The 26,117-nt window shown below is 61.9% G+C and carries 23 protein-coding genes and 1 tRNA gene; 6 read left to right on the forward strand and 18 right to left on the reverse strand.

All coding sequences use genetic code 11. The features are described 5' to 3' along the window. Positions 1–36 precede the first annotated feature (36 nt). The 5 genes from BN1115_RS17840 (at position 37) to BN1115_RS17860 (ending at position 4,974) form a co-directional block, all read left to right on the forward strand. Positions 37–1,647: an ABC transporter substrate-binding protein gene (locus BN1115_RS17840; RefSeq protein WP_042658204.1), complete on the forward strand. Its 1,611-nt coding sequence runs from the start codon at positions 37–39 to the stop codon at positions 1,645–1,647. After that, positions 1,632–2,642 (forward strand): ABC transporter permease, encoded by a 1,011-nt coding sequence (locus BN1115_RS17845; protein WP_042658205.1) that lies wholly within the window; start codon positions 1,632–1,634, stop codon positions 2,640–2,642. The genes BN1115_RS17840 and BN1115_RS17845 overlap by 16 nt, the downstream gene beginning before the upstream one ends. After that, positions 2,632–3,447: an ABC transporter permease gene (locus tag BN1115_RS17850; protein WP_042658206.1), complete on the forward strand. Its 816-nt coding sequence runs from the start codon at positions 2,632–2,634 to the stop codon at positions 3,445–3,447. Before BN1115_RS17845 ends, BN1115_RS17850 begins: the two co-directional genes overlap by 11 nt. Then, the gene (locus BN1115_RS17855) at positions 3,441–4,232 is read left to right on the forward strand and encodes an ATP-binding cassette domain-containing protein (protein WP_042658207.1); all 792 of its coding nucleotides are present in this window, start codon (positions 3,441–3,443) and stop codon (positions 4,230–4,232) included. Before BN1115_RS17850 ends, BN1115_RS17855 begins: the two co-directional genes overlap by 7 nt. 100 nt (positions 4,233–4,332) lie before the next feature. Next, positions 4,333–4,974, forward strand: a complete 642-nt coding sequence (locus BN1115_RS17860) for an ATP-binding cassette domain-containing protein (RefSeq protein ID WP_042658208.1) — start codon at positions 4,333–4,335, stop codon at positions 4,972–4,974. 375 nt (positions 4,975–5,349) lie between these two features. Here BN1115_RS17860 and hypB read toward each other — a convergent pair whose 3' ends face one another. Next, positions 5,350–6,198, reverse strand: coding sequence for a hydrogenase nickel incorporation protein HypB (gene hypB, locus BN1115_RS17865; RefSeq protein WP_208597769.1), 849 nt, complete (start codon positions 6,196–6,198; stop codon positions 5,350–5,352). On the opposite strand from hypB, the gene BN1115_RS22825 reads away from it, so the two are divergent. Continuing rightward, complete coding sequence (locus BN1115_RS22825) at positions 6,079–6,483, forward strand: hypothetical protein (RefSeq protein WP_244152294.1); 405 nt, start codon at positions 6,079–6,081, stop codon at positions 6,481–6,483. The genes hypB and BN1115_RS22825 overlap by 120 nt on opposite strands. On the opposite strand, the gene hypA is transcribed toward BN1115_RS22825, so the two are convergent. The 17 genes from hypA to kup all read right to left on the reverse strand — a co-directional run bounded on the left by hypA (position 6,461) and on the right by kup (position 25,846). Next, a complete protein-coding gene (hypA, locus tag BN1115_RS17870) occupies positions 6,461–6,802 on the reverse strand; it encodes a hydrogenase maturation nickel metallochaperone HypA (protein ID WP_042658210.1) in 342 nt (113 codons plus the stop codon). The two genes, BN1115_RS22825 and hypA, sit on opposite strands and share 23 nt — an antisense overlap. A gap of 66 nt (positions 6,803–6,868) precedes the next feature. Further along, a complete protein-coding gene (hypE, locus tag BN1115_RS17875) occupies positions 6,869–7,873 on the reverse strand; it encodes a hydrogenase expression/formation protein HypE (protein WP_042658211.1) in 1,005 nt (334 codons plus the stop codon). Next, positions 7,870–8,988, reverse strand: coding sequence for a hydrogenase formation protein HypD (hypD, locus tag BN1115_RS17880; protein ID WP_042658212.1), 1,119 nt, complete (start codon positions 8,986–8,988; stop codon positions 7,870–7,872). Before hypD ends, hypE begins: the two co-directional genes overlap by 4 nt. Further along, positions 8,982–9,233, reverse strand: a complete 252-nt coding sequence (locus BN1115_RS17885; protein WP_042658213.1) for a HypC/HybG/HupF family hydrogenase formation chaperone — start codon at positions 9,231–9,233, stop codon at positions 8,982–8,984. The genes hypD and BN1115_RS17885 overlap by 7 nt, the downstream gene beginning before the upstream one ends. Before the next feature lie 5 nt (positions 9,234–9,238). Next, a complete protein-coding gene (hypF, locus tag BN1115_RS17890) occupies positions 9,239–11,665 on the reverse strand; it encodes a carbamoyltransferase HypF (RefSeq protein ID WP_042658214.1) in 2,427 nt (808 codons plus the stop codon). Next, positions 11,662–13,557, reverse strand: a complete 1,896-nt coding sequence (gene selB, locus BN1115_RS17895; RefSeq protein ID WP_042658215.1) for a selenocysteine-specific translation elongation factor — start codon at positions 13,555–13,557, stop codon at positions 11,662–11,664. Before selB ends, hypF begins: the two co-directional genes overlap by 4 nt. Before the next feature lie 4 nt (positions 13,558–13,561). Next, entirely contained in the window at positions 13,562–15,031 is a 1,470-nt protein-coding gene (selA, locus tag BN1115_RS17900; RefSeq protein WP_042658216.1) for an L-seryl-tRNA(Sec) selenium transferase, read from the reverse strand. 315 nt (positions 15,032–15,346) lie between these two features. Beyond that, a tRNA-Sec gene (locus tag BN1115_RS22440) sits at positions 15,347–15,438 on the reverse strand. A gap of 213 nt (positions 15,439–15,651) precedes the next feature. Then, a complete protein-coding gene (gene hycI / locus BN1115_RS17905) occupies positions 15,652–16,143 on the reverse strand; it encodes a hydrogenase maturation peptidase HycI (protein ID WP_005351508.1) in 492 nt (163 codons plus the stop codon). Beyond that, complete coding sequence (locus BN1115_RS17910) at positions 16,143–16,556, reverse strand: formate hydrogenlyase maturation HycH family protein (protein WP_042658217.1); 414 nt, start codon at positions 16,554–16,556, stop codon at positions 16,143–16,145. Before BN1115_RS17910 ends, hycI begins: the two co-directional genes overlap by 1 nt. Continuing rightward, a complete protein-coding gene (locus BN1115_RS17915) occupies positions 16,549–17,364 on the reverse strand; it encodes an NADH-quinone oxidoreductase subunit B family protein (protein WP_005301886.1) in 816 nt (271 codons plus the stop codon). Before BN1115_RS17915 ends, BN1115_RS17910 begins: the two co-directional genes overlap by 8 nt. Beyond that, a complete protein-coding gene (locus BN1115_RS17920; protein ID WP_042658218.1) occupies positions 17,364–17,924 on the reverse strand; it encodes a formate hydrogenlyase complex iron-sulfur subunit in 561 nt (186 codons plus the stop codon). The genes BN1115_RS17915 and BN1115_RS17920 overlap by 1 nt, the downstream gene beginning before the upstream one ends. Positions 17,925–17,933: 9 nt before the next feature. After that, positions 17,934–19,652, reverse strand: a complete 1,719-nt coding sequence (locus BN1115_RS17925) for a hydrogenase large subunit (RefSeq protein WP_042658219.1) — start codon at positions 19,650–19,652, stop codon at positions 17,934–17,936. 80 nt (positions 19,653–19,732) lie between these two features. Continuing rightward, complete coding sequence (locus tag BN1115_RS17930; RefSeq protein ID WP_042658220.1) at positions 19,733–20,695, reverse strand: respiratory chain complex I subunit 1 family protein; 963 nt, start codon at positions 20,693–20,695, stop codon at positions 19,733–19,735. 1 nt (position 20,696) lies between these two features. After that, positions 20,697–22,568, reverse strand: coding sequence for a hydrogenase 4 subunit B (gene hyfB / locus BN1115_RS17935; protein ID WP_042658221.1), 1,872 nt, complete (start codon positions 22,566–22,568; stop codon positions 20,697–20,699). Continuing rightward, positions 22,568–23,233: a 4Fe-4S dicluster domain-containing protein gene (locus tag BN1115_RS17940; protein WP_042658222.1), complete on the reverse strand. Its 666-nt coding sequence runs from the start codon at positions 23,231–23,233 to the stop codon at positions 22,568–22,570. The genes hyfB and BN1115_RS17940 overlap by 1 nt, the downstream gene beginning before the upstream one ends. Positions 23,234–23,977: 744 nt before the next feature. Continuing rightward, entirely contained in the window at positions 23,978–25,846 is a 1,869-nt protein-coding gene (gene kup / locus BN1115_RS17945; RefSeq protein WP_042658223.1) for a low affinity potassium transporter Kup, read from the reverse strand. Positions 25,847–26,117 lie beyond the last annotated feature (271 nt).

Raw genomic sequence — 26,117 nt, forward strand, 5'->3', positions numbered from 1 at the left:
ATGATCCGTGAGTGGTACAAAACAAGAAGGATCCCCATGACTGTTCCACGCAATTCCCTTCGCCATTACGCCAGATCCAGCGCGAGCGTCCTGTTGACCCTGCTGCTGGGCACCGCTTCTCACGCGGCGCTGGCCGCTGCCCAACCTGTGCCTGCCGAGCTCAAGCTCGCCATCGGAGCCGAACCCACCGAAGGGTTTGACCCTCTGCTTGGCTGGAGCCACGGCAGCTACCTGCTGCTGCACAGCCCATTGCTCAAACAAAACGCCGATCTCAGCTGGCAGAATGTGCTCACCCAAGCGGTGACCCCGAACAAGGATGGCAAGGGGTGGCTCATTACCCTCAAGCCCGACCTGAAATTCTCCAACGGCGCGCCGCTCACCGCCGAGGATGTGGCCTTTACCTACAACAGCGCAGCCAAGGGCGGCGGCAAGATCGACATGGGCAACTTTGTCTCGGCCAAGGTGCTCTCGCCCACCGAGGTGGCCATCACTCTTAGCGCCCCCCAGAGCACCTTCGTCAATGTGCTGGGATCCTTGGGGATAGTGTCGAAGCGGGATTACGACGCAAAAGCCTATGCCCAAAAGCCGGTCGGTGCCGGCCCTTACCGGCTGGTGAGCTTCTTGCCCGGTCAACAGTTGGTGGTGGAGGCGAACCCCTATTACGCCGGCGGCAACAACGATTTCAAACGGCTGGTCTTTGTCTTTATCGATGAAGAGAGCGCCTATGCCGCTGCCCAGAGCAGCCAGCTTGATGTGGTGCGCATTGCCCCGTCGCTGGCGCCAACCGTGCCTTCTTCCCTCAAGCTTTGGGTGCGGCCGAGCGTGGAGAACCGCGGCATCGTCTTTCCCATTCCGCCAGCGGGTGGCAAGGATGCCAAGGGTTATCCCATCGGCAACGACGTGACCTCGGATGTGGCGGTGCGCCGCGCCATCAACTACGCCATCGACCGCAAGCTGCTGGCCGATCAACTGCTGGAAGGGCACGCCATCCCCGCCTACAGCGCGGTAGAAGGCCTGCCTTGGCTGAACAAAGCCACCGCCTTCAAGGATGGGGATGCGGCCCACGCCAATGCCCTGCTCGACGAGGCGGGTTGGAAGATGGGCAGTGACGGCATTCGCCACAAGGGCAATCTGCGCGCCGCCTTTACCCTCTGGTACACCAGTGGCGACAGCACCCGCCGGGATCTGGCGGAAGCGGTGCGGGCCATGCTCAAACCCATTGGCCTTGAGGTGAGCCTCAAGTCCGGCAGCTGGGAGCAGGTGGAGCGCGAGATGCACGCCAATCCGGTGCTGATGGGGTGGGGGAGTCTGGATCCCATGGAGCTCTATCACCACTACCAGAGCGGCTCCGGTGGCGTGGAGTTCTACAACCCGGGCTACTACAGCAACCCTGTGGTGGATGGCCACCTCAAGCAGGCGCTGGATGCCCCGAACTGGCAGGCGGCCGTGCCGTTCTGGCAACAGGTGGAGTGGGATGGCAAGAGCGGCGCCGGTGTGCAAGGGGATGCGGCATGGGCCTGGCTGCTCAATGTGCAGCACACCTATCTCGCCAACCGCTGCATCGACCTTGGCAAGGGAGCGCCAGAGATCCACGGTAGCTGGTCTTTGCTCAACAACCTGCAGGATTGGCGGTGGACGTGCCGTTAAGTTCGCCCTTTAGCTCTTCCGGTTACATTCTGGTAAAAGCCCTGCTGCGTCTGGCAGGGCTGCTCTGTCTGGTCTCTGTCGCCACCTTTGTGCTGCTGAGCTACTCCCCCATTGATCCCATCAAGGCCTATATCGGCAACGATCTGCTCCATGTGCCGCCCGAGCAGTACGCCCGCATCGCTGCCCGCTGGGGGCTGGATCAGCCGCTGTGGCTGCGCTACTGGCACTGGTTTACCCAAGTGCTGCAGGGGGATCTCGGCTACTCCATGCTCTACAACTCGCCTGTGGGTGAGGTAATAGGGCAGCGCTTTGCCGCCTCCTTCCTGTTGCTGGCGGGGGCCTGGCTGCTCTCCGGCTTTTTCGGCATCCTGCTGGGCCTCTGCGCCGGTCGCTATCTTAACCGCTGGCCCGATCGCTTTATCTGCCGCTTTGCCTATCTGCTCGCTTCCTTGCCCACCTTCTGGGTTGGCCTCTTGCTGCTCGCGCTGTTTGCGGTGCACTGGCCGCTGTTGCCGGTCTGCTGCGCCTGGACGCCGGAGCTCTCTGCCGATGAGGCGGACTGGCTGATGCGATTGCGCCATCTGTTGCTGCCGGTGACCACGCTGGCGCTGCTCGGGGTGGGCAATATCGCCCTGCATACCCGGGGGCGGGTGGCCGAGGTGCTGGAGAGCGACTTTATCCGCTATGCCCGCGCCCAGGGGGATGGCGGCTGGCCCATGCTGCGCTTCCATGTGCTGCGCCACGCCTTGACCCCGGCGCTCTGCCTGCAGTTTGCCTCGCTGGGTGAGCTGATTGGCGGGTCGCTGTTGGCCGAGAAGGTCTTCTCCTATCCGGGGCTTGGGCAGGCGACCGTGGATGCGGGGCTGCGGGGGGATATCCCCTTGCTGATGGGAATCGTGCTCTTCTGCACCCTGCTGGTCTTTATTGGCAACACAGTGGCCAGTTTGCTGCTGGCGCGCATCAATCGGGGCTGGGAGGGTGAGCATGCTGTTTAATCCGCTTCCTTCACTGCTGCGGCTGGGTTTTGCCCTGCTCGGATTGGCACTGCTGGCCGCCTACGGCTGGAGCTTGTCGGCTCAGGATGTACCGATGGATCTGCTGGCGCGCCAGCAGCCCCCCTCGCTGGCCCACTGGTTCGGCACCGATCAGATGGGGCGGGATCTCTGGCTGCGGGCCTTTCAGGGCACCCTCACCAGTCTGGAGTTGGGTATCAGCACGGCGCTCTGTAGTGGCCTGCTGGCCATGGTGGCGGCAAGCGTGTCGCTCATTCATCCCAGATGCGATGTGGCGGTGCGAATGGTGATCGACGCCATGCTGGCGCTGCCCCATATGCTGCTGCTGATCCTGATCTGCTTCACTGTGGGGGGCGGCATGCGCGGGGTGATCCTGGCGGTGGCGCTGACTCACTGGCCCAAGCTGGCGCTCATTCTCTGCGCAGAAGCGCGGCGGATCGCCTGTAGTGACTATGTGGTGCTGGCCCGCTGTCAGGGGATGGGGGCGCTGCGTCGCTGGCGCACCCACCTGCTGCCGGGGCTCTTGCCCCAGTGGTTTATCGGCACCCTGCTGATGTTTCCCCATGCGGTTCTGCACAGCGCGGCCTTGAGCTTTCTCGGTTTTGGTCTGGCGGCCCACGAGGCTTCGCTGGGTCTGCTGCTGGCCGATGCCCTGCGTTATCTGGCCGGTGGCGGCTGGTGGCTGGCCCTTTTCCCCGGTCTGATGTTGCTGCTGCTGGTGTTGCTCTTTGATCAGGCTACCCGCGCCTTGCAACAGCTGCTGTGGCACAGGAGTGAACCATGCTGAGTTTTGACCATGTGACCATAGAAGCGGCCCACTACTCCTGGCTGGGGCGACGCAGCTGGCAGCCTTTACTGACCGATATCAGCCTGCAACTGGCACCGGGGGAGATAGTGGCGCTGGTGGGGGGGAGCGGCGAGGGCAAGAGCCTGCTGCTGCAAAGCGCTCTGACATTGCTGCCGGACAATCTGCGAATGCGCGGCAGCATCTCTCTCGATGGCACGCCTCTGTGCGATGCCAGCCGGGCCAGCCTGCGCGGCCACACCCTCTGCTATGTGCCACAGGGGGTAAGCGCCCTCAATCCGCTGCTGACGGTGGAGCGTCAGCTGGGACGTGCGGCACGTCTGTGCGGCCAGAATGGTTCTCGCGAGCGGCTCGTCGAGCAACTGCTGCGCTACCAGCTGCCCGCGACCACCCTGGACAGATTCCCACGCCAGCTCTCCGGCGGCATGGCCAAGCGCATTCTGGCCTGCACTGCGGCGCTTGGCGGCGCCCGCTACATTCTGGCGGACGAGATCACCGCCTGGCTCGACGAGGGGCTGGCCTGTCTGTTACTCAGCCAGTTGCGTGAATTGGCTAATCAGGGCAGCGGTATCCTCTGGGTCACTCACGATCTGGCGCTGGCGGCCCGTTTTGCCGATCGCATCGTGGCGCTCCATCAGGGGCAGGTGAGCGATACCCTGAGCAGCCACCACTTGCAACAGGGGCAGGGGAGCGAGATGCTCCGTGCTCACTGGCAGGCGCTGCCGGAGTTCAACACGCTCTTTCCTGCTACGTCGGAGGTCTCCTGATGATTGCTTCTCTGAGACAGGCTGTGTGTGGCGCGGCAGATATCCAGTGGCAGGTGCTGCCGGGGTTCAATTCGCTCTTCTCTGTGCCGGAGGTTTCCTGATGTTTGAAGTACGGGATCTCACCATTGCTCAAGGGGAACGTCCTCTTTGGCAGAGGCTATCGTTGACGGTGAAAGCGGGCGAGCGGCTCGGTATCTCTGCGCCTAGCGGCCATGGTAAGACCACGCTGGGGCGGGTATTGGCGGGTTGGCAGCCTGTTCGGGGAAGCGGGGAAATACGGCTGGATGGGCAGCCTGTGCCTGCACAGGTCAAAGGTTATAACCCCATCCAGCTGGTGCCCCAGCATCCGGAACTGACCTTCAATCCCTATCGCACCACCGGGCAGGCGCTGTGGGATGTGTGGCACCCCGATGACGCCATGCTGGCCCGCTTTATGGTCAAACCTGCGTGGCTCGGTCGTAAACCCGGTCAGCTCTCCGGTGGCGAGCTGGCCCGCATCGCGCTGCTGCGCGCCCTCGATCCCCGCACTCGTCTGCTTGTTGCAGATGAGGTGACCGCCCAGCTGGATCCGCAAATCCAGCGCCAGCTCTGGCGGGAGTTGATGGTTGAGTGCGAGCAGTGCGGGCTTGGCATGGTGATATTCAGTCACCAGCAGGCATTATTGCGCCAGATCTGCCATCGGGTGCTGCGTTTTGGCGCGATGCAGCCCGAATCTGGGGAGCCGACCGAAAGCGCGGCCTGATAGTTAGTTCCCCTCATCCCCAGCCCTTCTCCCGCAAGGGGAGAAGGGAGCAGAAGGTGCCATCTCGCCAGGCTCAGGGGTTGTGAAACAAGGGCTTGCTGTTATGCTCGCAGGCTCTCTGGGGCGAATATTTCGAGCATATTTCTAGCATCCATGAATAGGTTCCCCTTTCCTTGTTGAGACAGGAGAGGAGTGCGGCATCCACGAATCGGTGCCCTCTCCCTGGGGAGAGGGTCAGGGTGAGGGGGGCGAGTATGAAACGCTGGCCATTTTGGACAGATAGCACGGCGGGCAAGATTCGCAGATAAAAGAGAGGGAGGCATCAGCCTCCCTCTCTTTATCTGCCGTTAGCAACGGCGTTTAACCGGTTCAGGTTCAGGCAGTGGCCAGCCAGTTAAGCCAGGCATCCATCCCTTCACCTGTGGTGGCGCTGACCTGGATCACCTGGATATAGGGGTTAACCCGTTTGGCGTTCTCGATGCAGCGGGCCACGTCAAAGCTGACGTAGGGCAGCAGATCAATCTTGTTGATCACCATCAGCTGGGCGGCGGCAAACATGTCCGGGTATTTGAGGGGCTTCTCTTCCCCTTCGGTGACCGAGAGGATCGCTACCTTGTATTTCTCGCCGAGATCGAAGCTGGCGGGGCAGACCAGATTGCCCACGTTCTCGATAAAGAGGATGCCCCCTTCATTGGCAGGCAGCTGGTGGCAGGCGTCGTGGACCATTTTGGCGTCCAGATGGCAGCCCTTGCCGGTGTTGATCTGCACGGCAGGCACGCCGGTGGCACGGATACGATCCGCATCGGCGCTGGTCTGCTGATCCCCCTCGATCACCGCGCAAGGGCGCTTGTCGGCCAGCTGGCGCAGGGTTTCGCACAGCAAGGTGGTCTTGCCTGAACCCGGGCTCGACACCAGATTCAGCACCAACTGGGCCGCTTCGTCGAAGTGCTCGCGATTGTGGGCCGCCAAGGCATTGTTCTTGGCCAGCACATCCATCTCGATGGCGATCAGCTGACGCTGCCCCATGCCGGGCACCGACAATCCCGCTTCCCCTTTGCCGTAGTGCAGATCACCCTGCTGATGGTCATGGTCATGGTCATGGTCATGGTCATGGTCATGGCTATGGTCATGCCCGTGATCATGAGAGTGGGGATGATCATGAGGATGGTCGTGGGGATGATCATGGTGGTGCTCATGCGGCTGATCATGCCCCTCGTGGCTCATCGGTGCCCGTACCCCGTGGTAGTGATGATGAACATCACCCTGATGGTGATAGTGGTGGTGGATGATCAGGGTGCGCGGTGCGCTCTGCTCGTGGTCATGGTGATGATGCGCCTCATGGGTATGATGGTGATCGTGCTGGTGGCCATGTTCATGGTGGTGATCATGAGCGTGTCTATGGTCGTGATCGTGGGAGTGGGCATGGTCATGATCATCTTCATGGCCGGCGATCCGCGCCTGGCCGCATCCGCATACGCTACACATATCAACTTACCTCGATGTCGGTGATGCGCAGGCTATCGCCCTGCGCGACTCGTAATTTATATCCGCCACACCCGGGGCAGGCCTGCCCGCGCTCGGTGAGGGTGACCGTCTGGTTGCAGTCGTAACACCAGGCCTCTGCCGCCTGGTGTTGAAAGTGAAGTTGGGCCCCCTCGACGGCGGTGCCCTTGGCGGCGGCCTCGAAACAGAAGGCAATGGTGTCCGGGTCGACACAGGAGAAGCTGCCGACCTCGAGCCAGAGGGCGGTCACCTTGTTAAAGCCCCGCTGGGTGGCCTGTTCGGCCGCCAGATCGATGGCGGCCATGGCCAGAGACATTTCGTGCATGGTGGCTCCTTAACCGATATGGGGAGGAGTGACTCCCCCCTGTCATTGGGTGAACGGCATGGCCGATCAGCAGATCCGCGGCAGCAGTTCCCCCTGCGGCAGCTCCAGATAACGGCGACTGCCCCAGGGGTTATTGAGGATCACCTTGTGGCGCTCACTCGCCTGCACCACGCCGATCTGGCTGGCGGCGGGGTTGAATTGCCGCAAGATGCCCAGCGCGTCCTGCGCCTGTTCGGCAGGCAGGGCCAGCACCATGGTCCCCTCGTTGGCAAGATCATGGGGCTCGAAGCCGTAGAGTTCGCACAGGCCGCGCACCGGATCGCACACCGGAATGGCGGACTCCTCCAGCTCGATGGCCACTTCGGAGGCGGAGCTCCATTCATTCAGCACGGCGGCAAGGCCGCCGCGGGTGGCATCGCGCAGGGCGTGAGGGGTGATCCCCGCTTGCAGTAGCGCTTCTACCTGCGGCCAGAGGGTGGTGCAGTCGCTCTTGAGATCAGAGCCCAGTTGCAGGGCGTCTCGGGCCATCAGGATGCAGGCGCCGTGGCTGCCGATATCCCGCGACACCAGAATGGCGTCACCGGCCTTGAGGTTGCGCACCGAGATGCCCCGGCTCTGTTCGGGCAGGGGGAAAGTGCCGACCCCGCTGGTGTTGATAAAGATCTTGTCGGCCGCCCCCTTGGGCACCACCTTGGTGTCGCCGCAGACGATACGGGCACCGCTGTTGGCCAGCTCCGCGGCCATCGACTCGACGATGCGAGCGAGATCGGCGTAGGGGAACCCCTCCTCGATGATAAAGCTGCAGCTCAGATACTCGGGCTTGGCCCCCATCATGGCGAGATCATTGACCGTGCCAGCGATGGCCAGCTTGCCGATATCACCCCCCTCGAAAAAGAGCGGCGAGACGGTAAAGCTGTCGGTGGTGAAAGCAACGGGGCCCTCTACCGGCAACAGAGCGGCATCTTCACCGCGCAACAGGATCTCGTTACCAAAGTGGCGAAAGAAGAGCTGGTTGATCAGCTGGTTCATCTCCACGCCGCCGCCGCCGTGGCTAAGTTGGATTTCTCTCATTGTTCCTGGATCCCCATATATCGGTAGTAGGCATTGCAGGCCCCCTCGGAGCTGACCATGCAGCTGCCCATGGGCTGGGTCGGGGTGCAGCCCCGGCCAAAGACTTTGCACTGGTTGGGCTTGGCCAAGCCGCGCAGGATATCGGCGCACTGGCACGCCTTGTGGTCATCGATGGGAGTCTGATCAAGCACGAAGTGACGCTCCGCATCGCGCTTGGCAAAGGCATCGCGCAGGCGCAGGGCGGAGGCGTTGATATCCCCCAGACCTCGCCAGCGAAAGTGATCGCGGGTCTCGAAAAAGCGCTCGACCAGCCGCTGGGCGGCTTTATTGCCGCTGGCAGTAACGGCGCGGGTGTACTGCACTTCCAGCGCGTAGCGACCTTCCACCTTCTGGCGCACCATCATCAAGAGCGCCTCCATCACATCCACTGGCTCGAAGCCGCTCACCACCACTGGCACCTGATAGCGTTGGACTATGGGCAGGTAGATATCGGCGCCGGTGATGACGCTGACGTGGGAGGGGCCGATAAAAGCGTTCACCTTGGCAACGCCGTCGGCCATCACCGCATGAATGGCAGGGGGCACCAGCACATGGTTGATATGAAACAGCAGGTTCAGGGCCCCTTGCTCTTCAGCGGCAGCCAGCAAGGCGGCCGTCATGGGGGTGGATGTCTCGAACCCTATGGCGAAGAAGACCACGGTTTTCTCCGGATTCTCTTTGGCGATACGCAGGGCATCGAGGGGGTCATAGACCGGACGGATATCGCTCCCCTTGGCCCGCTGCTGGGCCAGCGTGCCTTTGGAGCCCGGCACCCGGATCATGTCCCCCAGGGTGACCAGAATGACGTTCGGTTGGCGGGCCAGCTCGATGGCCTGATCGATGCGCTCTTTGGGCATGATGCAGACCGGGCAGCCGGGGCCGTGAACGAAATCTATGCTGGCTGGCAGCAGCTGGTGCAGGCCGTACTTCATGATGGTGTGGGTATGGCCGCCACACACCTCCATCACCCGCAGCGGTTCGGGCAGATCTTTGGCCAGTTCGGTGATCTGGGCGGCGAGGGCGCGGATCACCTCGGGCTGGCGAAAGCCCTGAAAGAGGTCATTCAAGGTCAGCATGGCAAGATATCCTGCTCTGGCATCAGGGCCACCATCTGGCGGAAGCTCTCCAGGCTGGCCTGCGCCTCCTCTTCGTCAATCTTGCTCATCACAAAGCCGATATGGAGCAGCACATAGTCCCCCAGCTTGAGGGGCTCTTCGAGCAGCATGCAGCTGACTCGCCGCTGCACCCCCAGGGTATCGACGGTGACGCAGTTATCTTCGGGGTGCAGCTGCACCACCTGAGAGGGAATGGATAGACACATGGATTTCAGGACTCCGACAAGGTGGCACAAGCGGTGGTGACAGGCTGGTGCGTGGCAAGATGGTGGATGGCAAACCAAAGCTGACCGGCGGCGATGCCACCGTCATTGAGTGGCAGGGTTTCGCTGGTCAATACCTGCCGACCGGCTGCTTCGAGAGCGGGCACCAGCTGGTCCATCAGCACCCGGTTTTGAAAGACGCCGCCCCCCAGCGCCACCGGATAGCCGGGGAAGCGCTCGGCCAGAGCGATAACCAGATTACTGATGGCGCGGATAAAACCGGCGGCCAGGCTGGCGGTGGAGGTGCCTTTGCGCCGTTCGCTGACAAGGGTATAGATGAGCTCGGCCCACTGGATCTGCAGCGGCCCTTCCGCTGATTGGCTGAGATCAAAGGCAAGGGGGAAGGGCTGTTCATCGGGAGCCAGCTGCAAGGCTGCCGCCTCCAGCAGGAGTCCCGCTTCGCCCTCGTAATCCGGGGTATCGATCACTCCCAAGAGCGCCGCCACCGCATCGAACAGCCGACCGATGGAACTGGTGTAGGGGGCGTTGCGACCGAGATGCCAGAGCTGGTGCAGGTTGCTGATCCGCTTAAGGGGCAGTTGCTTGATCAACGGAATATCGAGGGCACTGATCTGCTCAGGGCTGTGCGATTCAAACAGCAGCCCCAGCAGCTGACGTACCGGCTCGCGGATGGCCGCCTCGCCGCCGATCAGCTTGAAGGGTGTGAGGTGGGCAACGCGCGTAAAGCCCTGAACGTCTGCGAGCAGCAGCTCGCCCCCCCAGAGGGTGCCGTCATCGCCAAGGCCGGTGCCATCGAAGGCAACACCCAGCACCGGGCCTGTGATGTTGTGCTCGGCCATCACCCCCAGCAGGTGGGCGTGATGGTGCTGCACCTCGAGATGGGGGGCACCCTGATCCTGGCAATAGCTTTTGGCCCACTGGTGGCTGAGGTAGCCCGGGTGGCGATCCGACACCAGCACTTCGGGCTTGAGATCGTAAAGTTCGCGAAAGGTCGCCAGGGTCTGCTCGAAGTGCTCCTGCATTGGCAGGCTGTGCAGATCGCCGATATAGGGGCTGTAGATGCGCTGGCGGCCGAAGGCGAGCGCCAGCTGGTTCTTCTGCTGCGCCCCGACTGCCAAGAGCGGCACCCTGACCGCCTCTTGCAGGCTGGGAGTGCAGGGGGCATAGCCTCGGGCTAGCCGCAACGTCTGGCGTCGCCCGCCGGCCCACTGCACCAGACTGTCGTCGCACGGGTGCAGGATGGGGCGGTTGTGATCCAGGATGCCGTCAATCTCGCTGCCGAGTTCCCTGACCACCGCCTCGCACTCGATAAGGATTGGGCTGCCGCGCCCATTGGCGCTGGTGGCCACCAGCGGCATGGTGCAGGTATCCAGCAGCAGCTGATGGAGCGGGGTATAGGGGAGCATGATCCCAAGGTAGGGGATGCCGGGGGCGATCCCCGCGGCCAGCGGCGCGGTTGTCAGTTGGGATTCTGAGAGCCGATCATCATTTTTGCGCTTGCGCAGCAAGGTGATGGGTCTGGCCTGAGAGGCGAGCAGCGTCCACTCTGCCCCGCAGCCGGTGACATGCAGTTTGGCCTCGGCAAGGGAGCCCATCATCACCGCCAGCGGCTTGCGCGCGCGTCGCTTGAGCATTCGTAATCTGGCAACACTCTGTTCATTGCGGGCATCACATATCAGGTGATAACCCCCCATCCCCTTGACCGCAATCAGCGCTCCCGCCTGCAGGGCGCTTGCAGCGGCCTGCAGGGCATCCTCGCGCTCGGACAGTGCATCGCCACGGCCATTTCGCCAGCTGAGATGGGGCCCGCACTCGGGGCAGCTCACCGGCTGGGCGTGGTAGCGTCTGTCCAGCGGGTTTTCATAGGCCGCCGCACAGCGCGGGCACATGGCAAAGTCGGCCATGGCGGTGTGGGGGCGGTCGTAGGGGAGGCGGCGGATGATGGTGTAGCGCGGGCCGCAGTGGGTGCAGTTGGTAAAGGGGTAGTGGTGGTGGCGATCGTTGGGGTTGGCCACATCCCGGGCGCACGCCTCGCACATTCCCTGATCCGGCGAGATGGCGACCGTGGCAGCACTCTGCTGCTGGCTTGCCTTGATATGAAAGGCGCCGTTGTAATCGGGATTCGGGTTTTGGGGCAGCTCCCGCTCGCTGAAATGATCGATGCGGCTCAGCGGCGGCGCCAATTCCCGCAGTTCGCGGGCAAAGCTGGCCAGCTGCTCGGGGGATCCCTCGGCGCCGATGGTGACGCCGTTGGCATCGTTCAACACATAACCGGCAAGGCCGTGGCGCAGCGCCAGCCCATAGACGAAGGGGCGAAAGCCGACCCCCTGAACTATGCCGTCGATATGAAATTCGCGGCGCAGCCGGTTGGCCACAGGATTGGCAGAGCCAGAGGGGGCGATGGTGGCGCTCATGCCGGCTCCAACTCATCTTGAGTCTGCGGTAAACGCAGCACCCGGCGCTCGTTCTCCTCGCGTCGCACCCAGCCATCCATCTCCATGCGCAGGCAGAACGGAATGGCGTATTTACGCGACAAACCGGTGATCTCCTTGAGGGATGCCATGTCGATCAGATCTCCCACCTGCTGGCCCGCCAGCACGGCGGCGACCATCTGGTTGTAAAGCTCGGCGTCGTAGTAGATGGGGCCATCGAGCTGCACCAGATACTTGAGTCGCGCCAGATTGCGCAGCTGCTTTTGCAACGCGCCTTTTTGTAGCAAGCCCTGCTGCAGGGCCGCGGGCAGCTTGCGGGTGATAAAGGGATCCAGCGCCACGCCGCCGGGGCCCAGTTTACCGGGCTCGTAACCCTCCTTGCCTTGATCTCGCACCACCTTGAGCACCAGCTGTGCCTCTTCCCCCAGATCATCTTCCGACTCGCCGCAGCCCGGTTGCCACTTGTCATGGTGCAGATGGATCAGCTGCTCGCTTTTGAGCTGCTGGAGCAGGGCATGAGTGACCGGCAGGGCGATGCCAAAGCGGGTCGCCAGCTCGGCGGCACTAAGGGGTTCACTTTTCAGCGTGGCCAGCAGCTGGTCGCGGCTTTGGGCCAGCCAGCAGCTATCCAGCAGCCAATCACCGAGGGGGGTGACCTGCTCTGGCCGCTGGTCAAAGCGGCTGGCCAGCACATAGCCGTTGAGCCCCAGTTGTAGGGTGGCCGGGTTGTAGCGCTCCAAGTCATCAGGCAGCTCGCCCAGCAGGGCGTGTAGCGCCTTTCGTCTGGCAGGGTGGATGTCGCCGCACCAGACGATGCGGGCGCCGTGCAGCAGTTCGCTGCTGCCGTGGCGAATGATGGCGAGCGGCTGGCCAAAGAAGCAGGGGATGGGGCTGGTAAAGATCAGTCGCGCCAGCCGGGTCTCTTTTATCGGTACAAAGCGCGCCTGACCATGCCAACTGCCGAGGGCTACTTCGACCTCCTTGTTGTGCAGAGAGGGTCGTAGCGCCTTGCCGCTCAGGCTCTCTGCGTTGAGTCGCACGATAAGGTGGGTTGCCGCCTCGCACTGGCCAGCGGCGCTGGTAAGGCAGTGGCCGCGGGCCACCTCCTTGTGGGGCACTTTTTTAAGGCCCACCGCCACCCGGCAGACGGCGCCGATCTCGTCGACGCTCTGGTGATAGGCCTGCAGGGAGCGCACCTGCACCTCCCGATCGGCGGGGTAGAGGCGCAGCTTGTCTCCCACCTTGAGGCTGCCCTGCTGCAAGGTGCCGGTAAGCACTGTGCCGGTGCCATTGGCGGTAAAGACTCTGTCTACATACAGTCGCGGGGCGCTCTGCTCGCGGGCAGCGTGTGAGGCTGGTAGCTCGGCAAGCTGGCGCACGATGGCAGTGTGCAGGGCAGCCATATTGGCGCCGGTTTTGGCGCTGACGCTGACGATATCGGGCACCATGCCGCTCTCGTCCATCACCCGCTCCAGCAGGCTCTCCTCAAGCAGTGCCAGCTCGTCGGCGCTCACCAGATCGCACTTGTTGATGCAGACCAAGAGACGCGGCACCCCCATCGCCTTGAGCAGGCGCAGGTGATCGCCGGTCATCGGCATCCACCCCTCGTCGGCGGCAATCACCAGCAGCACCAGATCCAGACTCCAGAGCCCCGCCACCATATTGCGGATATAGCGCTCGTGGCCGGGCACGTCGATGACGCCTATGGTGTTGCCCTGACCGTCGTCGAAGTGGGCAAAGCCGAGATCCTGGGTCATGCCGATGGCCTGCTCGTGGGCACGGGCCGTGGTGATGCCGGTGAGGGCCTTGATCAGCAGGGTCTTGCCGTGATCCACGTGGCCAGCAAGACCGATAACGGCGCGATAGGGGGTCATGGGATCAGGACTCCTCGGTTGCATTGATCGGGGAGGGCAACAGCAGCTCGTTAAGCTGGGCGATCAGCAGGCCCATCTCGGTCGGCAGCAGGGTGGCCATATTGAGCAGCACCTTCTGCTGGCGCACGGTGGCGATGACCGGCACCGGCAGTTCGCGCAGGGCATCGAGCAGCAGCTGGGCCGGACGCGGGTCGGTGCATTCGAGCGCAGGCGCCGGGTAGAACTCGTCCGGCAGGGTGCCGCCGCCCACCACCAGTTGGGCGGGGATCGGCACAAAGCAGCCGGGCAGGGCGGCCATCAGCTGGTCGGCCCGGGCCTGCATGGCGGCCGGGTTGCTCAAGGTGCGCTGGGCAATACCCTCACCGATGGGGGATTTGTTGAGCTTGTGGATGAGCAGGCGTTCCAGCAGGGAGTAGACGATGCGGCTCGGGCGGAAAGTACGCATCATGGGGTGTTTTTCCAGCCGCTTGATGAGATCGCTGCGGCCGCTGATGATGCCCGATTGCGGGCCGCCCAAGAGCTTGTCGCCGGAGTAGCAGACCAGATCTGCCCCCGCCTTGATGTACTGGCGCACCGAGGTTTCATCCGGTGCAAACTCCTCGGTGGTCAAGCCCGAGCCCTGATCCACTGCCAGCACCACGTGCTCGGGCAGGGCGCGGGCCACCTCGCCAATATCGGGGGATTCGGTAAAGCCGCGAATGGCGAAATTGGATCTGTGCACCATCAGCACCAGCGCGGTCTGATCGGTGATGGCATCGAGGTAATCTTTGGCGGTAGTGATATTGGTAGTGCCCACCTCCACCAGTTTGGCACCGGAGAGCGCCAGAATATCGGGAATGCGAAAGCCGCCGCCAATCTGGATCTGCTCGCCGCGCGAGACGATCACCTCGCGCCCCTTGGCCACCTCCTGCAGCAGCAAAAAGAGCGAAGCGGCGTTGTTGTTGACCACCAGCGAATCCTCGGCCTGGGTGAGGCAACGGAGCAGGGGGGCGATCAGCCCCTTGCGCCCGCCGCGCTTGCCGGTGGCGAGATCCAGCTCCAGATTGTTGTACCCGGTGTTGAGGTCACGCACCTCGTCCCACAGATCGGCACTTAACGGCGAACGCCCCAGATTGGTATGCACCAGGGTGCCGGTGGCGTTGATCACCCGGGTTTGACGCTGGCGCAACTGCTGTCGGCAACGCTTGGCAATCAGCGCCTCGATCTGCTCGGGGGCAACGCCATGCTGGCGAAAATCTTCGCTCTGGCGCAGCTCGCTCAGGGTCTCGCGCACCGCCTGAGTCACCAACGGGCGGCTCAGCGCCTCGATAAAACCGGCGAGAAAGGGTTGCTGCAGCAGCTGCTCCACTTGCGGCAAACGGCGCGTTTGTTGCTGGCTGGGCTGTTGCTGTGAATCTGGCAGTGAATCGTCGGCAGCCGTACCTGATGTGGGCTGGCGGTGGGGGATGGCTGACGCGTGAGACGAGTTCGGCATGGGATTACCAGTGCAGTGCGTGGGTTCGGGATGCGCACCGGTTTGCCGATAGAGAGGCCGAGCTGACGGGTTATGGCACTGCTGGCGATTTGCGGATGACTGCAAACTGGGTGCATCAATGAGCGGGTATAAATTAATGCTGCATCAATGCTGATAAATTAATTTTTGGCCAGCGAGATAACCTGACGTCGGATTATATTGGCAAGCGGCAAGCACCTTTTGCTAAGGTATTCTTTCAAACATATTGAACAAGCGATGAAAATAACACTCAGGCAGATAAACTCAGCGAGAGAGTATTTTTTCAATAGATAAATTTGGCGGAAGAGGCAGGAATCGAACCTGCCAAAGCCTTCTCGGCTCACATCGGTTTTGAAGACCGAGGAGGCCACCAGACCCCATCAACTTCCGTAACGGCCGCCATTTTGTGGCAAATTTCTGTGACTGGCAACGCTTTTTTTGTCATAAAAAAGCGAGGGTTAGCGATTTTTTGAAAAATTCAAAGAACCTTGTCTTATATCAAGTTCAGCACAATTAGCCCGATGTTTTTAATTTAACATCGGGCCTCGATCACATTGCCGGAACCGTCGGTCAATAACGGTCGTTAACAACTCGATAAATAATCACCGCTTGGCGTTGGCAATATTCCACTGCTCCAGTTTCTCTATTAACAAGTCGGTATCTTTGGCTGCATCAAGATGCTGATAAAGATAATCCATCGCCTCGCTCACCATCTCGGTCATCGGGAAGGAGAACGCCACGATGGCCGGTTGTACCCCGACAAAGATCACCTCGGGGACAAAGGTCTTGAGCTCGTCGATCAGGAAATTGAGCGGCATATTGTGGGTCGAGAAGATAAACATTTCGGCAATGGTCTCGGGGGGGATCACCTGCAGGGTTCCCGCCTTCTCGCCGATCTCGGCGGCATCCACCAGCACCACCCGCTCAGGTTGCAGCTCCCGCACCTTGTAGACCACATTTTCCGGCGCGATGCCGCCGTCGATATGGATCCAGCCGGGCAGGGGGGTGGCTTGCAGTTTGTCGGCAAGATAGGGGCCGGCACCGTCGTCCCCCATCATGGCATTGCCCACGGTCAACACGAGATTGCAGCCCATCAGCGGCTCCTTACCATCAGGTACATATGGGGGTCGTTATAAAGAGCGGTGAGCTGATCCATAAAGGTGTTGGTCCAGCCCAGCTCCTGCTCGTCGAGTAGATTGTCGGCTTTGCGCAGCCGGTCGAAGGCGCAGGCCAGCATATGGCAGTGCTCGCGATAGATGGTGATCTCGCCAAAGGTGAGAAATCCCTCCATCTTGCGGCGCGCTTCACTTCCCTCTGACAGCTTGGCCACCCAGTCGCGATAACCGATCAGCGAGCAGACCAGGTCTGCTCGCAGGCAATCGACGATGCCGAGGTGGTGGCCAATGGCGAGGCTGTAGTACATCACCTCTTTGGCCTCTTCCGGCACGTCGAACTGCTCGTCGACGAACTTGCGCGAGAGGCGGTAGAAAAAAACCTCGTCAGCCATGCACCGCCTCTCCCTTGCCGGCCGCCCGGTTGAGGCAGGCGTTTGCGAGGTTGTTGACGATCTCCGCCAGACGCGGATCGTCGTGCTGATCGAGGTAGCTCTGGATGCGCAGATCCACATCCTGCTGGGTCGCCCCTTCGAGCAGGGCCATAAACTCGTCGGCGATGATCCGCCCCTGACGGTAACCGGCCATGCGGCGCGCTTCGCGTTCGATCATCACCCGGATTTCGTTGGGGATGCCGGTGTGGCGCAGTTCGACCCGCTCACCCGGTTGCACCTCGTGGCTGGTGGCTTTGAGTTTCTGCTCAAGCAGACCGAGCGCCACGGCAAAGCCGTAGATGGTGGCGGCGGGAGTGGGGGGGCAGCCCGGGATATAGACATCCACCGGCACTATCTTGTCGGTGCCGCCCCAGACGCAGTAGAGGTCGTGGAAGATGCCGCCGTCACAGCCGCAGGCGCCGTAGGCGATGCAGATCTTGGGATCGGGGGCCGCCTCATAGGCGCGCAGGGCCGGTACCCGCATCGCTCGGGTCACCGCGCCGGTAAAGAGCAGGATGTCGGCGTGGCGGGGGGAGGCGACCACCTTGATGCCGAAACGCTCGGCATCAAACAGCGGGGTGATGGTGGCGAAGATCTCGATCTCGCAGGCGTTGCAGCCGCCGCAATCGACCCGGTAGACATAGGCCGAGCGGCGAATGTCTTTGAGCAGGGTCTTCTTGAGTTTGGTGATCTCGGGATCCTGTGCCAGCGGCACGGCGCGGGTATGGGCATGGCCGACAACCGGTTCTATGCCTTTGATCTTGCTCATCACATCCACTCCTGTTGTGCGGCGATCGGTGTGGCAATCGGTGTTGTGGTTAGGGCCGAGTCAGGCTGGCTCAGCATGCTCTGTTTTCGTTTGCAGTCGGGGCAGTGGTGCAGTCGCTCCGGGGTCGCGAGCGGTGTGCCTGCCTGCTTGAGGGTGTCCTCCACCAGCGCCACCAGCTTGCTCGGGGCAAAGTAGGTGCCGCACAGGGTGCAGGAGGCCAGCGCGAAGCGGGCTTCCTCATAGAGATCCGCCTTGTTGGTCACCGCCAGTTCGAACTCGGGGGAGAGGGCGATGGCGCGGGTCGGGCAGACCTCTTCGCAGCGGCCGCAGAAGATGCAGCGTGCCATGGAGATCTCCCAGCGCCGTTCGCCGGTCTCCATGTCCACTTCCATTACCAGCGCGTTGGCCGGGCAGGCCTTGGTGCAGGCGGCGCAGGCGATGCACTGATCCGCCTGATATTTCGGTTTGCCGCGAAAATCCCGGTTCACATCAATGGGTGCGAAGGGGTACTTGGCGGTCGGGGTGCCAGCCTTGAGGATGGTCTTGAACAGCTTGATCATGATGACCCCTTACTTGAGCGGAGAGTTTTTGCGGTCGATGCCGTAGCGCTCGATCTCCTTGTAGGAGACCACGGTGGATTTGCCCTTCTTGGGGTCGACCAGGGTGACCCGGTCGGTACAGGAGTAGCAGGGATCCAGACTGCCGATGATCAGCGGCGCATCCGCGACGGTATTGCCGCGCAGCATGTAGCGCAGGGCAGGCCAGTTGGCGTAGGTGGCGGCGCGGCAGCGCCAGCGGAACAGCTTCTGGTTATCTCCCGTCATGCTCCAGTGGACGTTCTCGCCGCGGGGCGCCTCGGTAAAGCCCAGCGCAAACTTGCCCGGCTGGTAGGTGAACCCTTCGGTCAAAAGCGGCCCCTCCTGCAGGTGCTCTAGGCCGAACTCAATCATGTCGAGGGAGTCGTAGAGCTCGTGGATGCGTACCAGCACCCGGGATTGCACATCGCAACCCGCCTTGGTCTGGATCTCCATCGGCAGCTCGCGGTAGCCGGCAAAGTCGTGGACCCGGCGCACGTCGCGCTTGAAGCCGCTTGCCCGCACCATGGGGCCGACGCAGCTGAAATCGCGGGCAATTTGCGGGTCGAGCTTGCCGATACCGATCAGGCGAGAAGAGATGTTGGCGGTATCCAGCAGCATGGCCACCAGCGGTTTCAACTCATCACGCAGTTCGCGCACCAGCTGGGCACCCTTGATGCGATCTTCCTTGAAGATGTCGCGGCGCACCCCGCCAATCAGGTTGAGGCCGTAGGTCTTGCGGGCACCGGTCAGCAGCTCGGCCAGGGTCATGGATTTCTCCCGCACCCGGAAGAACTGCATGAAGCCGGTGTCGAAACCGGTGAAGTGGCTCGACAGGCCGATGTTGAGGATATGGCTGTGCAGGCGCTCCACCTCCAGCAATACGGCGCGGATCATCTTGGCCCGCTCCGGCACCGGAATGCCCATGGCGTTCTCCACCGAGGTGGTGTAGGCGACGCTGTGGGTAAAGCCGCAGATGCCGCAGACCCGGTCGGTCAGAAACGCCACTTCGTTGTAGCCCATGCGGGTTTCCGCCAGTTTTTCCATGCCGCGATGGACATAGAAGAGGCGGTAGTCGGCATCGATGATGTCTTCGCCATCGACGAACAGGCGAAAGTGGCCCGGCTCGTCCGAGGTGATGTGCAGCGGGCCGACCGGCACGATACGGTTGGCATCACTGCCGAGCTCATTGACGAAGGGGTAGGTCTCGGTGTCAGTGGTGGGCATCGGGCGCTGGCGATAATCCATGGCGTCCTTGCGCAGCGGGTGGATATCCTCCGGCCAGTCATCCGGCAGCACCAGACGGCGTTCGTCCGGCAGACCGATGGCGCGCAGGCCATACATGTCGCGGATCTCCCGCTCGCCCCACACAGCCGCCGGAATGGTCGGGGTGATGGAGGGGTACTCCTGGGTATCGGCATCTACCAGCACCTTGACGGTGATCCAGCACTTGGTGTCGCCCTCCATGGAGAAGACGTGGTAGACGGCGAAGTGGCCGTTGAGGCTGCGCTCGTCATTGGCAAACGAGAGCGGAAGCCAGCCCCCCAGCTGATGGAAAATCAGGCTGGCCGTCTCGACCAGACTGGTGGGTTTGACGGTGATGGTGGCCTGATCGGCGGTTTGCCACTCCTCGTCGACGATGGCGTGGGGCAGTTGGGCTCGCACCTGCTGGATGTAGTCGCAGCCGATGCGATCCGAAATGGCGATGGTCATGCAGTTCTCACTTTAATGTTCGGGAATGAGCATTCACAAATGATGAAATCGGAAAAAGTTGCTGTGCTGGCGGGCATGGCTCAGACCCCGACCAGATAGGCGAGCAGCGCCAGCAGGGCCAGCAGGGCCAGCCCCAAGCCGTAGCGGGTGAGCTTGTGGGTGCGCACGAACTGGGTACGGGCCATGGCGTTTTCGATGATGCCAGCCAGCAAAAAGGCCACCAGCAGCTTGCAGGCGAGGATCAGCGCCGCACCGATGAGTGCAGGCAGACTCCAGTTGGCTGCTTTGCCGAAGGGCAGGAAAATCACCAGAAAGAGCTGCACCACTACCAGTTGCTTGAGGCCGATGGAGAGCTTGAGCAGGGCCAGCCCCGCACCGGAATACTCGGTGAGCGGCCCCTCCTGCAGCTCCTGCTCGGCTTCGGCGCAGTCAAAGGGCAGCTTGCCCATCTCGACAAACACCGCGAAGGCGCAGGCGGCACCGGCCAGCAGGGTGGCGATGGGCGCGGCCAGCGGCTGGGTCGCCACATAGCTGCTGATGTTGCCCAGATCCGAGCTGCCCACCATCATCGCCATGATGAAGCAGGCGAGCACCAGAATGGGCTCCACCAGAATGCCGAGAGTCAGCTCGCGGCGGGCACCGATCCCTGCAAACATGCTGCCGCTGTCGAGACCCGCCAGCGAAAAGAAGAAGCGGAAGATGGCGAACAGATAGATGTCGGTGATGAGATCCCCGGCGATGGGGAAGGGGGACTCGTGAGTCAGGGTCGGCAGCGCCATCCCTACCAGCAACAGGGCGGCGATCAGCAACGCAGGCATCAGGTTGAAGATGATGCCGGCAGGCTCGGGGGTCACCTCTTGGCGGCGCAGGAGCTTGGCGATATCACGGTAATCCTGCAGCAGGCCCGGCCCCTGACGGGAGTGCATCTTGGCTCGTAGCACCCGGTTGAAACCGGTGGCGAGCGGGGCCAGCGCCAGCATGGCGATGGCCTGGGTCAGGGCGAGGGCAACCATGCCCCAGCTCGGCATTTCAAGAACAGGCATATCAGACTCCTACAGCCATCAGGATAAAGAGCGCCAGCACCACGCCATGGAGGATCCAGCCAGTGTTGCCGGGGGCGTCACTCACCCCGTGCAGGGCGCTGGCCAGATCGAGCTGCGGCTGCTTGCGATAGAGCGGCGCGCAGAGTTGGCGCAAGGTGTGGGTGACACCACCGGAGGTGAGGCTCATGCGATCCTCGTAGGCGTAACCACAGGCCCACGGGGTGCCAGCGTGACGACGACCCAGCTTGGGCCCCTTGAAGATGGCCACTACCAGCAGCGGGATCAGGAACAGCCCCAACAAGGTGATGGCGATAACGGGCGGGGAGAGGATCGCTTGTGAGCTATCGAGCGGCAGCAGGGTCGCGCCGGTGGCAACGTTCATCTGGCTGTCTACCAAGGCCTGACCGTAGCTGGCGATATGAGGGGCAATCCAGGGGGCGCCCAGACCCAGCACCAGACAGACGGCGACCAGCAGCAGGGTGCCTGCCACCATGGCGCCCGGCACTTCGCGGGCGTGGCTCGCCTTCTCGCTGCGCGGTGCGCCGCAGAAGCAGATGCCATACACCTTGACGAAGCACATCACCGCCATGGCGCCGGTTACCGCCAGCATCACTACCGCGAGCGGCGCGACGACGGAGGTGCCGAGCTTGGTCATGGACAGCAGCGCCTGATAGATAAACCACTCGCTGACAAAGCCGTTCAGCGGCGGCAGCGCCGAGATGGCCATGGCACCGATGAGGAACGCCAGCGCGGTCCAGGGCATCAGTTTGGCGAGGCCACCCATCTTGTCCATGTCGCGGGTGTGCAGGCGGAACATCACAGAGCCGGTGCCCATAAAGAGCAGGCTCTTGAAGATGGCGTGGTTGAGCAGGTGATAGAGGGCGCCGAGCAGCCCCAGTACCACCAGTGCCGGTTGCTGATTGGCGATGCCGATCATGCCGATGCCCATCCCCATCAGGATGATGCCGATGTTCTCCACCGTGTGGTAGGCGAGCAGCCGCTTGAGATCGTGCTCGGCCAGCGCAAACAGCACCCCGAGCACCGCCGAGCAGGCACCGAAGATCAGCACCATGTAGCCCCACCAGAGCTGGCTGGCGCCGAGAAAATCGATGCTGACCCGCAAGATGCCAAAGAGACCGAGCTTCACCATCACGCCGGACATCAGCGCCGAGATATGGGAGGGGGCGACGGGCTCGGCCACCGGCAGCCAGCCGTGCAGCGGCACGAAACCGGCGCGCAGGCCAAAGCCGCAGAAGCTGAGCAGGAACACCAGAGAGGCCAGGGCACCCGCCAGATGGTGCTCGCGCAGCGCGGCGAACTCCAGCGAGCCGGATTCACGGCAGAGCAGCCAGAAGGCGACCAGCACCAGCGCCATGCCGATATGGTTCATCACCAAGTAGAGACGGCTCTGTTTGGCCGCGTCCGGGTTGGTCTTGACCAGCCAGTAGGTAGTGAGGGTCACCAGCTCGTAGCAGAGCAAGAAACCGAGCGCGTTGTCGGCCAGCACCATGCCCACCATGGCAAACAGGAAGAGGTTCATCAGCGCGCCGATGGTGACATCGCCCTTGCCCTGATATTCGCGGATATAGGCAAAGGAGTAGAGGACGACGGCGACGCCGACGGTGCTAATCACCAGCAGCATCAGCGCGGAGAGCATATCCAGATGAACCGAGCCCAGCAGCCAGAGCTGGCCGTCGACGGGCGCGCCTTGGGCAAATATCTGGATGGCGGCGACCAGACCCGCGAGCGAACCCAGCAGGGCAAAGCCGCTGTTGAGACGGTTGGCCAGTGCGGGCAGCTTTTGCAGCAGCAAACCGGCGGCAGCGCCCAGCAAAAAGAGCAGGAGCGTGGCCATAACAAGGGGGGACAACATCAGCGAACTCCCTCTGTGGTGGATAAATCGGATGCAGGGAGCGCCGTGGCGGGCGCCGAGAAGGCGGAGGCCCCTTGCGGGTTGGTGTCGGCCGCTTGCTGGCGACGGATACGTGCGGCGCGTTCGGTGTCGCCGTCATTGACCAGCTTCAATGCCTGAGAGGGGCAGGCACTGACACAGGCAGGGCCGTCGGCGCGAAATTCGCACAAGTCACATTTGACGGCGATGCTGCGCACGCCCGGCTCCCAGCTCAGCAGATCCTCGCCAAAGCAGCGCAAACCGGCGGAGGTGGAGGGGTTGCTGGAGCGGATGGAGCAGGGGATATAGGTGTCGTAGCTATTGGCCATGGCCACCGGACGGCTGCCACCACTCTGGATGGCACCGAACGGGCAGGCCACTGCGCAGAGATTGCAGCCGATGCAGAGCGACTCGTTGAGTTGCACGCAATCGCCGGTCTGGCGGATCGCCTCGACCGGGCACACCTTGATGCAGGGGGCATCGTCACAGTGACGGCACTGAACCGGCATGGTCGCCTGCTCGTGTCGCATAACGGTTAAACGGGGGGCTTGCTGCAAACCTTGCGCCTTGTGTACTTCACTGCAGGCCGCCATACAGGTGCCACAGCCAATACAAAGCTTGGGGTCAGCGATAACGAAGCGGTTCATAGCCTACCTTGTCGTGTCGCGAACGGAGAGAATAGGGGCTGGTTAGCAAAATACGGGCCAGAATGGTTTTTGCAGCGAAATTGGTTTTAAGTGGCTGTTTTTAAATAAATAAAAATCTTGGAGTGATTGGGTCGAAGCGCTGATGTGGCTGTCGAACTGTGACGTTCGTCACTTGTGACGAAGCCGCCGGGAGGGTTCGTCACCCCGGAAAAACGGTGTCGAGATGGATGAATGCGGGGTCGTGATACGGGGAGAAAGGGTTACTCGCTTGCAGTAGGGCGTCGGGGGAGGAAGTGGGGTGCAAAGAACGCAGTGAATTGCACCGTTGGCAACATATGGTCTCCGTGGTTTGCCCCCTTCCCCCTCGGGGGAGAAGGGCTGGTGGGCGAAGTCTGCCATCTGGTCGCGGTGCACGGCGCTGCGCTTGTTGCACCCTACGGCGGCGTGTCTATTCGGATAGAGACCGTCTGTTTTGAAACTGTAGGTTCGATTAGCGAAGCGTAATCGGACGCACGAGAACGGAAACATATCGGCAGTATGCCGGGAGCAGGGGGCAAAGAACGGAGTGAATTGTACCGTTTGCAACATATGGTCGCCGTGGTGTGCTCCCTTCTCCCCTTGTGGGAGAAGGGCTGGGGATGAGGGGGAAGGTAATCGGGGTTAACGGAAACAAGAGAGGGAGGCCAATGCCTCCCTCTCTCTTGCTGACGTTTTCTATGCCATTAAGAGGCCATCAACACGCCATCAGATATCCACCTGGGATCCCAGCTCGATAACCCGGTTGGGCGGGATCTCGAACTGATCCGGCGCGCGCAGGGCGTTGCGCTGCAGCAGCATAAAGAGCTTGCCGCGCAGATAGAGATACCAGGGGCGCTCTTTCATGATCAGCGACTCGTGGGCCATAAAGAACGAGGTTTCCATCATCCGGCAGCTGAGCCCCTCGGCGTTGCAGCGGTGGAAGATCTCCTCCACGTTCGGGGTCTCGCGCCAGCCGTAGCTTGCCACCACCCGCCAGAAGGTGGGGGAGAGCTGCTCGATGCAGACCCGGCGCACATTGTGGACGTAGGGCACATCCTCCACCCGCAGGGTAAGCAGGATGATCCGCTCGTGCAGCACCTTGTTGTGCTTGAGGTTGTGCAGGAGCGCATGGGGGATCACATTGACCACCCGCGACATATAGACCGCGGTGCCAGCCACCCGGGTCGGCGGGGATTTTTCCAGCGAGGCGATCATCGGCTCAAGGGAGTTGCCGTGCTCGTTCAGACGACGAATAAGCTGAAAGCGCTCGCTCTTCCAGCTGGTCATCACGGTGAACATCACCGCGCCCAGGGTGAGCGGCAGCCAGCCGCCGGAGAAGATCTTGGCGAGGTTGGCGGCAAACAGCGGCACGTCGATACAGAGCAGCGTGGCAAACAGGATAGCCACCAGATAGGTGTTCCAGTGCCAGCTGTTCTTGGCTACCGAGCAGGAGAGGATGGAGGTGAGCACCATGGTGCCGGTCACCGCGATGCCGTAGGCCGCCGCCAGATTGCTGGAGTGCTCGAAGCTCATGATGACGATCACCACCGAGAGATAGAGCATCCAGTTGATGACCGGAATATAGATCTGGCCGGACTCCTGCTCGGAGGTGTGGACGATGCGAATGGGTGAGAGATAACCGAGGCGCACCGCCTGCCGGGTCAGGGAAAAGACCCCGGAGATCACCGCCTGGGAGGCGATCACCGTCGCCATGGTTGCCAAGAGCAGCAGCGGCACCAGCGCCCATTTCGGCGCGAGCAGGAAGAAGGGGTTGGTAATGGCTGTGGGGTTATCCAGCAGCAGTGCCCCCTGACCGAAGTAGTTAAGCACCAGCGAGGGCAGCACCACGATAAACCAGGCGAGGCGAATTGGATTTTTGCCAAAGTGGCCCATATCCGCGTAGAGCGCCTCCACCCCTGTGATGGCCAGCACCACGGCGCCGAGGGCAAAGAAGGAGGTGGTCTGGTACTGGATAAAGAAGCGCACCGCCCAGATGGGGTTGAGCGCCCCCAACACCTCGGGGTTTTGGATGATGCCGCGCAGCCCCAGCACCGCCAGCGTCATAAACCAGATCAGCATGATGGGGGCAAACAGCTTGCCCACCATGGCGGTGCCATGTTTCTGGATGGCAAACAGCAGGGTCAGCACCAGCACCGAGAGGGTGACGATATAGGGGTCGAGGGCGGGGGTGAGAATGCTCAGACCCTCGATGGCCGACATCACCGACATCGCCGGAGTGATCACCACCTCGCCATAGAAGAAGCTGCCGCCAATCAGGCCGAGGATGATCAGCAGCGGCGTCCAGCGGGTGGAGGCGTTGCGGGTCGCCAGCGACATCAGGGTGAGAATGCCGCCCTCACCGGCGTTATCGGCCCGCATCACAAAGGAGAGGTACTTGACCGATACCACCAACACCAGCAGCCAGAAGATCAGCGAGAGGAAACCGAGAATGGAGGCGGGTTCAACCCCGAACCCGAATTGACCTGACAGACACTCGCGCAAGGTATAGAGCGGGCTGGTGCCGATATCGCCATAGACTACGCCAATCGCCGCCAGCATAACGCCGGGAGTGGCTTGTTGTTTATCACAGTTCATGAGTTCATCTTGTCAGTTTGATGTTTACACGTTTGCCAACGCACATGCCCTTCCTATCAGGAAAGTCGTGATAGTTAATCGGGAGAGAATTAATGGATTGCGATGGGAAAGGGCGCTAACGGAATAGTGATCTGCTTGTCATGGAACACAGTCTGTTCATCTGTCATTAAGCTTATAATGACACACACTCTGCGGGACTATGCTCAGTTATAAATAATCAAAAGTTCAATTTGAGTAAGAGAATTAATTATCCGGCGATTGAAATGTATGG

The organism is Aeromonas allosaccharophila, assembly GCF_000819685.1.
Lineage (GTDB): Bacteria > Pseudomonadota > Gammaproteobacteria > Enterobacterales > Aeromonadaceae > Aeromonas > Aeromonas allosaccharophila.